Below are 13,876 nucleotides of genomic sequence, written 5' to 3' on the forward strand. Positions count from 1 at the left end.
ACGAAGCCGCCACCGGAGGTGTCGTTCGGTGAAGACCCGCAAGCCCACCGGCGCTGTTCCCTGGCCCCTCATCCTCATCGAGGGCGGGGAGAAGAGCGGCAAGACCTGGGCCGCCGTCGTGCTGTCCGCCTCGGAGAAGGTCGGCCAGAACTACTGGATCGACCTCGGGGAAGGGTCGGCCGACGAGTACGGCGCTGTGCCCGGCGCCGACTACCTCATCGTTGAACACGACGGGTCCTACATCGCGATCCTGGAGGCCGTCGCCGAGATCCACAGCCTCGCGCAGAAGGCCTTGGACGCCGGCGAGAAGCCGGTCGTCCTGGTCATCGACTCGATGACGACCGAGTGGGACTGGTTGAAGGACTGGGCCACCGAACGCGCGAAGGGCTCCCGCAGCAACAAAGCGAAGCTGGCACGCGATCCGCACGCCGAGATCAAGGTCTCCACGAACTATTGGAACGACGCCAATGACCGGCACCGGCGTCTGATGAGGCTGCTGATGACGTTCCCCGGCATCGTCGTCATGACCGCCCGGGGTAAGGAAGTCGCGGTCATCGGCGACAACGGGCAGCCCGTCGAGGGGCAGAAGGACTACCGCGTCGAGGCGCACAAGACGCTTGCGTTCGACGCGTCCTGTTGGGTCCGCATGTACCGGCACAAGCCCGCCATCGTGGTCGGGGCCAGGTCTGTGCACACGGGCATCCGGCCGGGCCGCGACGAGCCGCAGCCGCTCTCGGACGACTGGACGCTGGAGTGGCTGATCTTCGACGCCCTCAAGTGCGACCCGGCCAAGGCGCACACCCGTGACCTGGTCGACGCCAAGCCGGAGCGGACCCCGGAACAGATCCGGGGGGAGGCGCTGCTTCCGGTGACGGGGTTCGACCGGCTGGGTGAGTTGTACCAGGAGGCGCAGCGGCTCGGCTACGAGTCGGTCATCGTCCCCGACGAGCGCGATCAGGAGGTTCTACTCCTCGACCTGATCCGCCGGCTCGGGGAGGCCCGCCGGGCGGTGTCCCCGGCGACCGGACACCAGCACGCCACGCTGCGGTCTCTGTGGAAGGCCGCCGGGGACTTCGAGGACAGGGACGCCCGGCTGCGGTTCACCTCGGAGATCGTCGGCCGGCTGATCACCGAGTCCACGGAGCTGACCTACGCGGAGGCCGAGAAGGTGTGCGCCCGGGTGAGCTTGTACATCCGGCAGAACACACCGCCTGCTGGTGAGGCCCGGCCCGAAGGCGCGGGTGCGGCGGCATGAGGGAGTCGAACGAGCCAGCGGAGAGTTTCGATCCGATCGACGCGGACGCGGACATGTCGCCCGCCGAGGTGGACCGCTGGTTGAAGCGCCTGTTCAACGAACTCGCGTTCGCGCGCATCGCGCTCCGTCGCGCCCGGTACGCCGAAGTCCAGGCCTACAAGGCGTACATGGAGGTGCGGCACCCTGTCCTGTTGGACCCGGAATGCCCGCAGCCGTCGCGGAGCACGGGCGTCACGGTTGTGGGCCGCGAAGAGTGGATCAACGCCCGGGTGCCGGAGAAGTACTGGGACCACCAGGCGAAGAAGATCGTGCGGGAGTCCGCAGAGGACTACTCCCGGCAGATCCGCGACCAGGTCAAGTGCATCCAGTCGATCGGCGCGAACGCCCGCCAGGCGTACGACCTTTCGGGGAGGGCGGGATGAACCTCGCCGATCACAGCCTGAGGGTCGCCACGTTGAAGGCGATCTCCGACTTCGTCGCAAAGGAGTACGCCGCCGCGCGGAAGGAAGCGGAGGCGGTGTACCGGGAGAACGGGATCCGGTCTCTGACGGTGTCGCTGCCGGACGGCCAGCAGGTCGCGTCGATCACCGTGACACAGCCGAACCCGTCGGTGAAGGTCGACGAGGACGCGCTGTTGGCCTGGGTGGAGGAACACTGCGGAACCGAGGTCGAGACGGTCCTCGACCCGGCGGCGACCACGGACGAGGAACTCGTCAAGTACTGCTTGGCGAACGACCGTGACGATCTGGTGGTACGGCGGGTCCGCCGAGTGTGGCGTGAAGAGCTGGTGAAGCAGGCGACGGGCTCCGAAGGCTGGGTCGCGGACCAGGTGACGGGGGAGTCCGCGAAGGTCGCGGAGGTGACCCCGGTCCGCCCGTCGGGGGCGTTCTCGCTGTCCGACCCCCGTAAGGAGGGTGCGGCGTTCATCGTCGCCGCTGTCCGTCGCGGTGACCTCGCCGAGGTGACCCGGCTGGCGCTGCCCACCACCGACGAAACGGGTGCGTCATGAGCACCCCGGCGACGGCCCAGGCGAAGGCCACTCGCCACCAGCGAACTCCTGTCCTCGTGGGAGCCGTGAATGACCCTGTGGATCTCCTCGAACAGGACCAGGTCTGGTGCGACCGAGAAGGCGCGGAGCACCGCATCTCCGACATGGAGCCCCGCTACTGCCGCAACGTGGTCCGCTTCCTGCTCAGGCAGGCGGAGGCGATCGTCATTTCCGCCGGGCTCGATATGGCCAATGTCCGGATGCCCGACGTGGACACCGAGGCGTACTGGTCGGTGGAGCGCGGCATGCAGACCGAGATGGCGGAGATGACCAACGACCCGGTCGCCTGGCTCCTGTCGACGCCGCTGCTCACCGCCCTGATCGCACGTGGGGGGCGGCCATGAGCGGCCAGCACTACCTCATCGTCCACCAGGCGACCGCCGACGGGATGGACGTCGAGCATCCGCCGACCTGCCCGACCACCACCGTGTACGGCGGATTGGCCACGGTCCACACGTGCCACGTCGGTAGCCTCCAGGCCGACCCGGGCTTGGACCTGTTCTTCCATCTTGAGGATCCGCATCCGCACGCCGAACACTCGGCGAAGGTGACGCCCGGTCGGTATCCGATCGAGGCGTGGCAGGACCGGATCGAGTACCCGGGCGGCTTGGAATTCCGTGGCGGGTTGTGCCTGGCCACCGGCGGTGCGGCGTGAAGCGTTCACCGATGCCTCCCCGGACAACGCGCATGAAGCGCGGCGCGCCGCTCAAGTCCGGCGCCCGGCGACTGAGCCGCAGCAAGGTTCTGAACCCGCGCCCGGACATCAGCGAGCAACGCGCGGAGGCGTACGAGCGTGCCGGCGGCAAGTGCGACCTGTGCGGGCAGCCGCTCTCATGGGCGCGGTTCGAATGCCACCATCGCAAGAAGCGGTCCCAGGGCGGCGACGACTCCCTCTCCAACCTCATCGCCCTCCACCCGGCCTGCCATCACGACAAGGTCCACGGCCGCCCGAAGTGGGCTTACGAGCACGGGTTCATGGTCCGCCGCGACGGTGACCCGGCCAAGACGGCGGTGTTCAGGCACGGCACCCGCTGGCAGATCCCGGGTGACGAGCAGTGGCACGGCGCCGCCGCCCCTGAGAGCGAGCGCACGTCATGAGTCGGCACCTGGGGCGCATGGCGCGGTTCGACACCGAGACCGCCCTCCGGCGTGCCCTCCATGGCTACGCGGCGGGCATCCACCCCGCCGGCGGGCTGGAGCGCATCCGTTCGGCGACCATCCCACCCCCATCACCTCGGCCAAAGGAGGCCGCCGCCATGCCCAGTGATGACTCCCTCCCCGTCCAGGTCCACCCTGCCGGGCTGCTGCCCGGCGACATCCTGCTGGCAGACCCGGACCACCCCGACCAAGCGGTGCGATGGGCGGTCGGCCCCGTCATCCGCGAGGAGCGTGGCGGGCTCCGCTACACGATCGCCGAGTACACGACCCCCGATGGCGCCGAGGGCCGGCACGTGTTCGAGGACCGCGACCAGTGGCTGACGGTCGAGGTTCGCCGGGTCCCGGGGGCGGCGGCGTGACCCGGCTCCGCGGCACCCACCGCCGCAACGGCAGCACCACCACGGGCGAGCAGCCCACCGCCCCCGAACCCGAAGAAGAGGCGCCCGTGACCACCGAAGTCCGCACCGACGAATCCCTTGACCAGACGTGGCAGCTCCGGACCGATGCTCTGCAGGCCGCCGACGAGTTCGGAGCCCAGGCCATGGTCGCCGAGGCCCAGCAGCAGAGCCACGCGGATGCCCTGCAGCGCCGTGAGCGGGCCGCCGTTCTCCTCCAGGAGGCCAACGAGTTCGACGCGGCGGAGACGGAGGCGGCCGGGCGCGCCGCCGCGTTGAGGGCGGCCGAGAGCAGGCAACGGGCGGTGGCCGCGGACCACGCGGACACGGTCGACGCGAAGGTCCGCCAGTCGGGCCGGCAGCATCCGGCCGAGCGCCGCGAGCGCCAGGTCACGGTCCCGGACGGGATGGTGGGGTCGCACGGCCCGCAGACGCAGGGCATGCCGCAGGTCCCTACCGACGACGGCCAGGCCGTCATCGGAAACGGCGCCTACCCGTCCGCGCCCGGCGGCGCGGCATGACGGTCCGGATCCCACGCCCGGTGAACGCGGCGGCCGACTGGGCCGGCCGTAACGCGGACGTCCCGGTCGCCGTCGTGCTGATCGGCTCGTCCGTGGTGATCGCGTTCATGTCCCCGCTGGCCGGGGTCGCTGCTGGCGGCTTCGGGCTGGCCGCCTATCTGGCGGTGGCGCACACGGTCGGGTCGGTCGCGTACTGGCGTGAACGGGCCAGCGACCTCGAGTACGCGAACCGGTGCCTGCAGAGGGAGAACGCCAGCCTCCGCGAGGGCGACCCGACCGCCGTGACGGTCGCGATCCGCCCCATCCCCGAGCCGGTCCGGGCCGCAGGTGCCGAGTCCCTGCCGCCCGGACCCCCCACCCCCTCCGAGATCGAGGAGAGGCAGCCGTGAACAACCTGCCCGCCAACGACATGCCCTGGTCCACGCGGGCGGCCTGCGCCGGGATGCCCGTCAACCTCTTCTTCCCCCCGGAAAGAGACGAGGTCGCCGAACTACTGGCGAACCACAGCGTCGTCGAACTGACGACCGAAGTGCCGTTGGGACGTGAGCAACGCGAAGCGAAGGCCAAGGACGTCTGCGCGGCCTGCCCCGTCCGAGACGCCTGCCTGGACTGGGCGATCGCCCACGACGAACGACACGGCACCTGGGGCGGAACCACCAGCAGTGAACGGGCGGCCCTCCGCCGCTGGCTGACCCGCCGCGGTGAACTCCCCGCACACCCCTCCACGGCGATCGGCGGCCGCTGCGATGTGGGGCGGTGCGGCGAGTGCGACCGGGTTGTGGGCCTGAGCGCCGGTGGGAAGATCGCCCGTCACGGCACCCGAGCCGAATGGTGCGCCGGGTCCGGACAGCCCCCGGCGGACGCGACGGCACAAGACGTGGCGGCGGCGTCATGACCGCCCCACATCCCCTGATCGAGCAGCTCACCGCCCGGCAGACCGAACTCGACGTCACCACCACGGCGCTGTTCCGGAGGACCGGCATCGCCTGCGCGACCGTCTACAACTGGCGCGCCGGCCGACGCACCCCCCGGCTTCAGGAACTGATCTCGGCGGGTGAGGCCCTCGGCCTGCGGCTGACGTGGGAACGGGTCGAGGTGCCCGTCGACGGCTGGGAAGTCGAGCCGGACGAGCAGCTCCCGTACGGGGAGCTGGTCCTCGATGAGAACGAGAAGTTCTGTTCCGGGTGCGGGCAGGTTCGTTCGCGCCGCGACGATTTCCATCAGGACCGGTCGAAGCGAGACGGCCTGAAGTCGGCGTGCAAGTACTGCCACAAGGACCGCCGCGAGCAGCGCGCCCGACAGGCGGGGGAGGCTGCGGCGTGAAGTCAGGTCTCTCGGATTGCCCGCTGTTGACGATCTTCCGGGTCGTCTCGCGGGACGAGTCCGTGAGTAGCGAAGCGCCGTCCAGCCACGGGCCGGTCTCGGCCGGCATCTGGGTCGAGAACGAGGTGATCCCGGAGTGAGCCACGAGGCTGTGACTTGGGCCTTTGACGATGCGCCCATGCTCCGGATGGCGTCCAGCGGCAAGCGGGACACGACCGCCCGGTCCGTGCTGGTGGCGCTGGCCGAACGCGCGGACGCGGTCGGCGCGAACAGTCATCCCTCACTCCTGGACGTCTGCTACCGGACCGGCTTTGACCGGAAGACCGTCCGCGAGGCGCTGCGCCGCCTTGAAGCGGCCGGGTTGATCACGAGGGACGGCACGGTCGGTGGCTGCACCCGCTGGCGGCTGGCGATGGACAAGCGCCGTCCGCCGGAGGACCGCGAGGAGTTGGAGCGCGAGGAGGACGCCAAGCGGGCGAAGACCGCTGAGCGGGTCCGTCGGCACCGCGCGACCAAGGCTGTAACGCCGCCTGAAGGCGTTACGGTAACGCCCCCGAGCGGTGTTACCACCCTCCCGGTAACGCACTTGAACGGCGTTACAAGCCTGGGTGTAACGCCCTCTGGGGGTGTTACGGAGCCGGGTGTAACGCCTTCAGATTCCGTACGTAACGCTGAAAACAGCGTTACGAGCATGGCTGTAACGCCGTTTAAAGGCGTTTGTAACGCCGTCAGCTCCACCCGAACCATCCATGAACCGTCCGTACTACTAACCGTCCTTGAACCGCCCGGTTCGGGGACTCCTCCTCCGTCGGAGTCCCCGCCCGACCAAACAACGATCGACGGCCAACTCTCACACCCCCCGTCGAAGCCCAAAGCCCGCAGCCGGACCAAGCCGAAGATCGAGCGGACCCCGGAGCAGCAGGCCGCCTTCGAAGCCGCTGACAAGATCGCGAAGTGGTGGTGGGACGCCCGCTGCCCCAACCTCGGCATCCCGGTGAAGAGCAAGAGCAACCGCAGCCCGAAGGCGTCCTTCCCCGGATTCCGCGCGTTTCTGGAGAGCTACCTCACCGCCGACCCACCGTGCAGCCCGCAAGAGGTCCAGCAAGCGCTGGAGACCTGCCGACAGTCCTGGCCGAGCGATCTCCGATTCGAGGCGGTCATCCGCGACGCGCGGGAAAAGGCACCACCCCCGCCCAACAACCGTCCCGTCGACTTCAAGCAGCAGGCCACCAACGACCTGTTCGACCAGGCGCTGCAGCGTGCCCGAGCCAGAGATGCGATGGAGGCATCGTGAACCACGAAGAGGCCGTGGTCCTCGTCCGCTACGTCAGAGCGTGCTGCCCCCAGCAGGCCATCGATGAGTACACCCCCGATGCATGGCATGACCTGCTCGGCGACCTTGACATCGACGCCTGCCGAGCCGCCGTCGTGACCATCGTCCGCCGACAGCCGTTCGTGGCCCCGGCCGAGATCCGCGCCGAGGTCCGCCGGGTCCGTGAGGAACGCATCGCCGCCCAGCGGCTTGAGGCTCCGACTCCGGACGCCGCTGAGCGGGAGGAGGTGTACCGGCAACAGCTTTGGGTCATCCTGCAGCGTGCCGCCGACGGGCACATGCCGTTCAAAGCGATCCCCGGCAGAGCGAGTTCCGGCCCGTCGGAGGCGTTCATGCGGACCCGGACGGCGGAGGACCGCGACAGGGTCCTCGCCCAGACGGTCGCCTGCCCCGCCGACCGCTGCCCGGCACGCCCCGGGGAGCCGTGCCGGCCGAGACCGGGCGAACCGCCGATGTCGGCATGGCACCCCAACCGGCTGCGCCTGGCACGCAATGAGGAACTGCTCCCCGACATCAACCCGGTGCCATCACTGGACGAGCTCGAGGCGGAGGCCGGCCGATGAACCGTCATCTGCGTTGCATCTCCGCAACCCCCAGTGCCCGGGACCGCCGCGATGCCTCCGAGATCGTCGACGGGGCCATCGAGCGCCGCCGGTTCCACGACGACGGCACCCTCGCCGACACCCGCTGGAACGGCTGGCGTCTGGACGCCGCCCACCAGCAGTTCGTGCTGGAGTCCGACGACGGCCACATCACCTACGCCGTCGACCTCCTGCGCTGTGACCAGTCCGCTGCGGTCCTCGACGCGGTCACACAGGCCGCCGTACGGGACTGGTCGCCGCGGTTCGACGGGGCCCGGGTGGTCGCCGGGCTGGTGTTCGCGTTCGACGACGTCATCGGTCTGCAGGCGAACGTGTGCGGCTGGGGCGTGGACCAGGTCCTGTCGGGCCTGCGGATCCGGGAGCGGATCTACGAGTTCGTCCGCCGCTTCGAGGGCGGGGCACGGTCATGACCGCCGGCCAGGTGGCAGCGCCGGCGGCCGACCCCGGCGGCGACGTCTACGAGGCGGCGCTCGCCGCACGCGGGGGCCGGGAGTACCGGGGCGGCCCGGTCTGCTGGGACCGGTGCGACGGCGTCTGCCGCGATTGCCGGCGGCCCGAGCCGCAGGAAGGGACGTGAACGCCGTGTCGTTCGATGACGGGACCCAAGCGGCTATTGCCGCTCTCACCCACAGGGTGCGGGAGCGGGACGCCGCCGAGGAGCAGACCCCCGCGGACCTGTTCGCGGCCGAGTTCTTCACGGCGTTGCGGGGCCAGGGATGGAGGCCCACCGCGGCGGTACGCGTCGACGCGCAGTGGAAGACCGCCGTTTCCCGCGACGGGGTCGAGGCCGGGGACGCGTACCGGCTGGCCCGCGAGCATCTCGCCCGGATCGGGCGAGGGGTGCGGTGCGAGGTGTGCTGCCCCTGCGAACAGTGCGCGCCGCCGTACGAGCGGACCGCCTGCACGTGCGACACCGCGTGCGGCACGGCCTCCTGCGGCGCCCGGAACGCGGCGGGGGGTGCCGCGTGAGCGCCCCGCACCCGCTGGTGGTCCAACTCGCCCGAGCCAGGGAGGAACAGGGCTTGTCCCGCCGGGCGGCCAGCAACGCCGCGAGATTCGGCAGCGCACGCGTGAACGGCTGGGAGCAGGGCCGCTGCGCGCCGACCATCGTCGCGTTGGAGCAGTACGCGGCATTCCTCGGGTACCGCATCGTCCTCGTCCGCGACGGGCAGGCGGTCGTGACGCTCCCACGGCTGGAAGCAGAACTGGCCCCGGCCGCCCCGACGCCTCGGGAGCGGAAGCCGCCCCCGCCGATCACGGCGGAACGCGCCGCCGAGAACAGGCGCGTGCTGGCCGCCGCGCTCGGCATCGCCGACGACATGCCCATTCGGAGTGATGCAGCGTGACCCGCACGGCCCCCTACCGGGTACTGGTCATCGGTTCCCGAACCTGGCGGAACTTCGAGCCCGTGTACGCCGCCTTGGACGAGCTGCTGCGCCAGCACCCCGACATGGTGTTGATCCACGGTGCGTGCCGTGAGGGCGTGGACGCGATCGCGGACCGGTGGGCGATCCGTCGTGGCGTGACCGGTGAGGACCGGCTGTGGCGGCTGGCCGCCCCCTGGAAGGTCCACGGTAAGGCCGCTGGGGGGCTCCGAAATCAGGAGATGGTCGACCGCCGTCCGGACGTGTGCGTGGCGTTCATTGACCCGTGTGTGTCCCAGATCTGTAGGCGCCAGAGCGTTCACGGTTCGCATGGCGGTGAGGACTGCGTCCGCCGTGCCCGCAAGGCCCGCATCCGGACCGTGGCGGTCCGTTCCTGGGAGCCCCGCCCCGGTCAGCCGGCACTGTTCGGGAGGCCGTCATGACCGCCCGGGACGTGCATGTAGTCCGCCGCGACGACGGGGTGTGGAACGCGTTCTGCATCTCCGAGCTGTGCGGGTCCTACGCCGGTCACTACTCGCACGACGTGTACGAGGGCGACAGCAGGGCGGCTGCCCAGAGAGCGGCCACCGGACACCGCCGGGAGCTCCGCCGGATCCAGGCCGAGCGGGACGCCCCACCGCACTGCGATGCGTGCGGGCAGCGGCTCCCTCGAGGCGGTGGCGTCACGTGACGCGGGGTCATGGCAGCGCCCACCGACTTCGCGATCGGCTGGGAATGGAACACCGGCCGGATCCTCTACTACGACCCGGGCACTGGGCAGTGGGCGACGCTTGGGCCCCCTGAGGACACCGGGAACGTGCCCCTGCCCTTGGCCGCGGGGTTCTCCTCTGCGGGCCAGAACACCGTGCGGAAGATCGACGGCGTCGTATACATCGATCTCAACGCGCGGGCCGCGGCCGGTCTGGCGGTCGTCGGTGGAACCCGCGTCGCGGCGATCCCATCGGCGTTCCAGCCAGCCGCGCCCAAACCGTTCGCGCTCGTCCTTCCTGGGGCGTACTGCCGGCTCGTCGTGCAGCCCACCGGCCACGTCGAGATGACCCTCCTGAGCGAATCCCCTCTCTTCGAGACGCTCGTGCAGGGCGTCTTCAGCTACGTCCCTTAGGAGACCCCTCGTGGCACGGCACCTTTTCGGTGGCATCGCGGACTTCGTCGTCGGTGCGGGGGACGAGGTCACCGTCGGGTCGCTCACCGGCCTCCAAAACCTCCTTGTCCCCGACCAGGACGTGACCTTCTGGACGGCGCCGAGCGGCGGCGTGCAGTACACCGATCTCCTCGACCTCACCGACACGCCCATCCCGGATGGAACCCTCACCACCGGCAGCACCGGCGCCTATCCCCAGTTCCGAGGACCTGACGGCGTCACCCTCATGTACGCCGACGCGGGCGGTGCGCGCCGCGCCGTCGTCGCGGTCGACCTCGGCGCCGACATCGCGTCGCTGCTTCAAAGGCTCGCGGAGTTGGAGGCCACGGTCGCCGAGCAGCAGAGCCTGCTGACCTACGCCCTCTACGGCCTGCGGTACGACCCCGGCGCCGGGGCCTACCCGTCCGTGCCCGCGGAACTGGCGGGCCAGCAGTACCTGATCTGGATCGGGCCGCCCGCCCCGTCGGGCGCGCGGACCAAGGACATCCACATCGACACGGTGGAGTGACGCATGCCGCTCACTGTCTCCCAGATGACCCGGACGGGCTGGCGGGACCTCGGCGCGTCGGGCCCGGCGCCCACGTCGCTGCTGATGGGGGCGGCGTCCTTCCACGCGCCGCTCTCCTCCCAACAGTCATGGACGCAGGTGTTGGAGCCGCAGGTCGGCCCCATGACCGTGCGTCGCTCCTACCAGTCCGAGGCCCAGGGCATCCCGTCCTCGTGGGCCGCCAGCGAGGCGGCGCTCGACGTGGGGGTCCGGGCCGCCGTCCTGTCGCTGCGGCCTCCCATCGCGACGTTCCAGACCGGCTCCCTCGACGCCGCGCTCCGCGCCTTTCTGGCGTCCGTCCCCGACGACGGGTTCCCCAAGTTCCTGGTGCCGTGGCACGAAGCGGATTCCAAGGTCCGCCGCGGCGAGTACACGCGGGCGCAGTGGATGTCGGCCGCCCGCCGGTTCGGCGACATCGTCCACGACGCCGCGATCCCCAACCTCTACGTCACCCCCTGCATGACCGGGTGGCTGTGGCATGACCCTGCGCAGGGCGCCGGGCAGCCCGAACAGTGGTGGCAGGACGGCGTCTACGACGTGTGGTCCGTCGACTACTACAACGACGCGCCCGCCGCGATGTTCGGGCCCGTCGTGCAGTACGCCCGAGATCACCAGATCCCCTGGGCGGTCGCCGAGACCGGCTGGATCGACGACTTCGACGCCCCGGCCGTCAAGGCGCAGCGGATCGCCGACACCGCCGCGTACTGCGCCACCACCGGCTCGGGCGGGTTCCCGACTGCGGTGTTCCAGACCTGGTTCGACTCCGACGTCGGTTTCGACCCGAGCGTCTCCGCGCTGGCGTTCACCCCGACGTCCTCGGCGGCGTCGATCGCCGCGGCGAACGTCGCATGCCAGACCTACTACCGCGATCCCCGGACCGTGATCTTGTGAGGGTGATTCTGTGAGCATCGGATTTCGCGCCGCCGCCTCCGGCTCGGGCGGCAACAGCGTCTCGGTCACGATCCCGGCCGGCGTCCAGGCCGGTGACAGCCTGCTCCTGATGGTGTACGTCAACACGGACTGCACGATCACGACCCCGTCCGGTTGGCAGGTCGCCAAGGCGCAGCAACAGGCCGAGGCCGGCGGGGCCACCGCCGCGATCTTCAAGCGGCTCGCGCAGACCGGCGACGCCAGCACCAACGCCGTCAGCACCAACGACGGCGCGGCGGGCGTCAAGGCCGGAGCCCTGCTGATCGCCCACTCCGGGACCGACACCGTCGACCCGGTGCACGCGATCAACTCCCGCCTGGACACCGGCGGCACCGCGAGCGTCCCGACGCCCGCGGTGACCACCGGCGTGGACGGCTGCTGGGTCGTGGAGATGTGCACCACCAAATCCTCGACCACCACCGTGTGGAGCACGGTCCCGGCCGGGTCGACGTCGCGGGTGTCGCTGATCGGCACCGGCGGCGGACACGTCGACGGAGCGGTCGCCGACCGCGGCCCGGTCACCCCGGGCGGGTACGGCGGCGGCACCTTCACCCAGGACGCCAACCAGTCGAGCGCGATCAGCTACACGATCGCGCTCGCCCCCAAGACCTCGACGCAGACGCTGCGGCCCGTCTCCGACGTCACCGTCGGGTCCTACACCGCGGTTCCCACCCCTGGCGCCGGCGTCGCCCTCGCGAGCAGGATCGGCGAGGCCGTCCGCGACGACAACAGCTACATCCAGACCCCCAACGCGCCGTCGGCCGCGGTGTACGAAGCGCGCCTGGCCGCAGGCCAAGACCCCCTGTCCAGCGACGACCACACGGTGACGGTGGTGCTGTCCACCGCCGGCGGCGCCACCTCCAGCTCCTGCGCCGTCGCGCTGGTCCAGGGAACCACGGTGATCAGGTCGCAGACGTTCACCGACGTCCCGGCCACCCCGACCGTCTACACCATCGACCTGACCGGCGCCGAAGCCGACGCGATCACCGACTACGCGGATCTACGGATCAGGTTCACCTGGACGGCGGCCTGATGGCGACCGGGCTGGTCCACCACGCGCTGCTGGACACACCACCGGCACCGCTCGGCCGCATGCACTACGGCCACCTGGACCTACCGGAGCCACCCGTCGGCCGCGCGCATCACACCACCGTCGTGTTCGGGGCGGCGACGACCGCGAGCGGCCGGACCCTTCACGCGCAATTCTCGGCACCCTCCGCGCCGGATGCGGTCCCCGCCTCGGGGCTACGACAGCTCACCGGAACCGGGGCCTGGTGGGACATCACCGCCTACCAGCGCACCACCGGCGGCGAATGGCTGCGATGAGCCAATCGCCATGAGCTCCGCCGAAGGGGGGTCCGTTGCCCGATGAGCCATCCCTCGGAGAGGTCGTGCGCCGCCTTGACCGTCTGGAAAGTCGCCTCGAGGAACTCATGCGGGAGATGGGCCTGCGGGTCGTCTCCGCCGACATCTACACCAGAGACCGCGCCGAGATCGAGCGCCGGTTCGCCGCCTTCGGGACCGCCCTCGCCGAGGAACGCACTGCCAGGGACCAGGCGGTGCGGGACCTCAAGGCGGAGCTGGTGCGCGAGATCGCCGAGGAGTCCGCTGCCCGTGAGCAGGCGGTGCGGGAGGTCAAGCAGGCCGCCGATCAGCAGGGCACCAACTGGCGGCAAGCGGTGTATGCGGGCGTCATCCCCAGCGCCCTGTTCCTCGTCGGGATTCTGTTGCAGTTGCGCGGCGGGAACCCGTAATGGCTGAGCGGACCAGGTCGGCGCGCAGGGCCTTGGTCCTGGCTCTCGTCATCGCCGCATTCTTGACCTTGGCGTGGCTGGTGTGGTCGGAGGTCAGAGGCATCCAGCGGGATAACCGCATCTTGTATCAGCAGGTCCTCGAACTCGGCGGTACGCCGCGCGCTGGCCCCGCTGGAGATCCGGGCAAGCAGGGACCTCCGGGGCTGCCGGGTCTCGCCGGGCAGCCCGGAGGGCGAGGTCCCCAGGGTGGTACCGGACCGCCCGGTGACGACGGCGGGCCCGGTGCTCAGGGTGAGCCCGGCTCCCCGGGTTCCCCAGGCGATCCGGGCGCGGACGGAACACCCGGCGAGCCCGGCACGCCCGGGGCTCCCGGCCCGCAGGGTGACCAGGGTCCACCCGGTGAACGAGGCCCCCAGGGTCCCCCCGGAGAGCAAGGGCCCGGCGGGCCGGTGGGGCCAGCGTGCCGGGACGGGTGGCGAAGGGC

25 protein-coding genes are annotated in these 13,876 nt (G+C 70.6%); all 25 read left to right on the plus strand.

Translation table 11 applies throughout. The annotated features are described in order from the left end of the window. The first annotated feature begins 28 nt into the window (after positions 1–28). The 25 genes from DFJ69_RS28480 to DFJ69_RS28595 all read left to right on the plus strand — a co-directional run bounded on the left by DFJ69_RS28480 (position 29) and on the right by DFJ69_RS28595 (position 13,392). Positions 29–1,255 carry a DEAD/DEAH box helicase family protein gene (locus DFJ69_RS28480; protein WP_116025428.1) on the plus strand — a complete coding sequence of 409 codons (1,227 nt, stop codon included), beginning with the start codon at positions 29–31 and terminating at the stop codon, positions 1,253–1,255. Continuing rightward, a complete protein-coding gene (locus DFJ69_RS28485; protein WP_116025429.1) occupies positions 1,252–1,677 on the plus strand; it encodes a hypothetical protein in 426 nt (141 codons plus the stop codon). The genes DFJ69_RS28480 and DFJ69_RS28485 overlap by 4 nt, the downstream gene beginning before the upstream one ends. Then, positions 1,674–2,264, plus strand: a complete 591-nt coding sequence (locus DFJ69_RS28490; RefSeq protein WP_116025430.1) for a hypothetical protein — start codon at positions 1,674–1,676, stop codon at positions 2,262–2,264. The genes DFJ69_RS28485 and DFJ69_RS28490 overlap by 4 nt, the downstream gene beginning before the upstream one ends. A 65-nt stretch (positions 2,265–2,329) precedes the next feature. Next, a complete protein-coding gene (locus tag DFJ69_RS28495) occupies positions 2,330–2,647 on the plus strand; it encodes a hypothetical protein (protein ID WP_147312435.1) in 318 nt (105 codons plus the stop codon). Continuing rightward, positions 2,644–2,958 carry a hypothetical protein gene (locus tag DFJ69_RS28500; RefSeq protein ID WP_116025432.1) on the plus strand — a complete coding sequence of 105 codons (315 nt, stop codon included), beginning with the start codon at positions 2,644–2,646 and terminating at the stop codon, positions 2,956–2,958. The genes DFJ69_RS28495 and DFJ69_RS28500 overlap by 4 nt, the downstream gene beginning before the upstream one ends. 32 nt (positions 2,959–2,990) lie before the next feature. Then, positions 2,991–3,401, plus strand: a complete 411-nt coding sequence (locus DFJ69_RS28505; RefSeq protein WP_170177806.1) for an HNH endonuclease — start codon at positions 2,991–2,993, stop codon at positions 3,399–3,401. Continuing rightward, positions 3,398–3,820: a hypothetical protein gene (locus DFJ69_RS28510; protein WP_147312436.1), complete on the plus strand. Its 423-nt coding sequence runs from the start codon at positions 3,398–3,400 to the stop codon at positions 3,818–3,820. Before DFJ69_RS28505 ends, DFJ69_RS28510 begins: the two co-directional genes overlap by 4 nt. Beyond that, the gene (locus tag DFJ69_RS28515) at positions 3,817–4,377 is read left to right on the plus strand and encodes a hypothetical protein (protein ID WP_116025435.1); all 561 of its coding nucleotides are present in this window, start codon (positions 3,817–3,819) and stop codon (positions 4,375–4,377) included. The genes DFJ69_RS28510 and DFJ69_RS28515 overlap by 4 nt, the downstream gene beginning before the upstream one ends. 20 nt (positions 4,378–4,397) lie before the next feature. Further along, positions 4,398–4,766: a hypothetical protein gene (locus tag DFJ69_RS28520; RefSeq protein ID WP_147312437.1), complete on the plus strand. Its 369-nt coding sequence runs from the start codon at positions 4,398–4,400 to the stop codon at positions 4,764–4,766. Continuing rightward, positions 4,763–5,272, plus strand: coding sequence for a WhiB family transcriptional regulator (locus DFJ69_RS28525; RefSeq protein WP_245974619.1), 510 nt, complete (start codon positions 4,763–4,765; stop codon positions 5,270–5,272). Before DFJ69_RS28520 ends, DFJ69_RS28525 begins: the two co-directional genes overlap by 4 nt. Continuing rightward, complete coding sequence (locus DFJ69_RS28530) at positions 5,269–5,700, plus strand: helix-turn-helix domain-containing protein (RefSeq protein WP_116025437.1); 432 nt, start codon at positions 5,269–5,271, stop codon at positions 5,698–5,700. The genes DFJ69_RS28525 and DFJ69_RS28530 overlap by 4 nt, the downstream gene beginning before the upstream one ends. Positions 5,701–5,836: 136 nt before the next feature. Next, on the plus strand, positions 5,837–6,994 hold the full coding sequence (locus DFJ69_RS28535) for a helix-turn-helix domain-containing protein (RefSeq protein WP_116025438.1): 1,158 nt from the start codon (positions 5,837–5,839) through the stop codon (positions 6,992–6,994). Beyond that, positions 6,991–7,596, plus strand: a complete 606-nt coding sequence (locus DFJ69_RS28540) for a zinc finger domain-containing protein (protein ID WP_116025439.1) — start codon at positions 6,991–6,993, stop codon at positions 7,594–7,596. Before DFJ69_RS28535 ends, DFJ69_RS28540 begins: the two co-directional genes overlap by 4 nt. Continuing rightward, a complete protein-coding gene (locus tag DFJ69_RS28545; RefSeq protein ID WP_116025440.1) occupies positions 7,593–8,045 on the plus strand; it encodes a hypothetical protein in 453 nt (150 codons plus the stop codon). The genes DFJ69_RS28540 and DFJ69_RS28545 overlap by 4 nt, the downstream gene beginning before the upstream one ends. Before the next feature lie 11 nt (positions 8,046–8,056). Beyond that, a complete protein-coding gene (locus DFJ69_RS34525; RefSeq protein WP_170177807.1) occupies positions 8,057–8,212 on the plus strand; it encodes a hypothetical protein in 156 nt (51 codons plus the stop codon). Positions 8,213–8,268: 56 nt separating this feature from the next. Continuing rightward, on the plus strand, positions 8,269–8,604 hold the full coding sequence (locus DFJ69_RS28550) for a hypothetical protein (protein ID WP_147312438.1): 336 nt from the start codon (positions 8,269–8,271) through the stop codon (positions 8,602–8,604). Continuing rightward, positions 8,601–8,981, plus strand: a complete 381-nt coding sequence (locus DFJ69_RS28555) for a helix-turn-helix domain-containing protein (RefSeq protein ID WP_170177808.1) — start codon at positions 8,601–8,603, stop codon at positions 8,979–8,981. The genes DFJ69_RS28550 and DFJ69_RS28555 overlap by 4 nt, the downstream gene beginning before the upstream one ends. Continuing rightward, positions 8,978–9,442, plus strand: a complete 465-nt coding sequence (locus tag DFJ69_RS28560; RefSeq protein WP_116025443.1) for a DUF2493 domain-containing protein — start codon at positions 8,978–8,980, stop codon at positions 9,440–9,442. Before DFJ69_RS28555 ends, DFJ69_RS28560 begins: the two co-directional genes overlap by 4 nt. After that, positions 9,439–9,690, plus strand: a complete 252-nt coding sequence (locus DFJ69_RS28565) for a hypothetical protein (RefSeq protein WP_116025444.1) — start codon at positions 9,439–9,441, stop codon at positions 9,688–9,690. The genes DFJ69_RS28560 and DFJ69_RS28565 overlap by 4 nt, the downstream gene beginning before the upstream one ends. Before the next feature lie 9 nt (positions 9,691–9,699). Beyond that, positions 9,700–10,122 carry a hypothetical protein gene (locus DFJ69_RS28570; protein ID WP_116025445.1) on the plus strand — a complete coding sequence of 141 codons (423 nt, stop codon included), beginning with the start codon at positions 9,700–9,702 and terminating at the stop codon, positions 10,120–10,122. Positions 10,123–10,132: 10 nt separating this feature from the next. After that, positions 10,133–10,669 carry a hypothetical protein gene (locus tag DFJ69_RS28575; protein ID WP_116025446.1) on the plus strand — a complete coding sequence of 179 codons (537 nt, stop codon included), beginning with the start codon at positions 10,133–10,135 and terminating at the stop codon, positions 10,667–10,669. Between the two features lie 3 nt (positions 10,670–10,672). Continuing rightward, positions 10,673–11,599, plus strand: coding sequence for a hypothetical protein (locus tag DFJ69_RS28580; RefSeq protein ID WP_116025447.1), 927 nt, complete (start codon positions 10,673–10,675; stop codon positions 11,597–11,599). A 10-nt stretch (positions 11,600–11,609) separates the two neighbouring features. Beyond that, the gene (locus DFJ69_RS28585) at positions 11,610–12,671 is read left to right on the plus strand and encodes a hypothetical protein (RefSeq protein WP_116025448.1); all 1,062 of its coding nucleotides are present in this window, start codon (positions 11,610–11,612) and stop codon (positions 12,669–12,671) included. Then, positions 12,671–12,964, plus strand: a complete 294-nt coding sequence (locus DFJ69_RS28590) for a hypothetical protein (protein ID WP_116025449.1) — start codon at positions 12,671–12,673, stop codon at positions 12,962–12,964. The genes DFJ69_RS28585 and DFJ69_RS28590 overlap by 1 nt, the downstream gene beginning before the upstream one ends. Positions 12,965–13,071: 107 nt before the next feature. Next, positions 13,072–13,392 (plus strand): hypothetical protein, encoded by a 321-nt coding sequence (locus DFJ69_RS28595; RefSeq protein WP_147312439.1) that lies wholly within the window; start codon positions 13,072–13,074, stop codon positions 13,390–13,392. Positions 13,393–13,876 lie beyond the last annotated feature (484 nt).

Source organism: Thermomonospora umbrina, assembly GCF_003386555.1.
Taxonomy (GTDB): Bacteria; Actinomycetota; Actinomycetes; order Streptosporangiales; family Streptosporangiaceae; genus Thermomonospora; species Thermomonospora umbrina.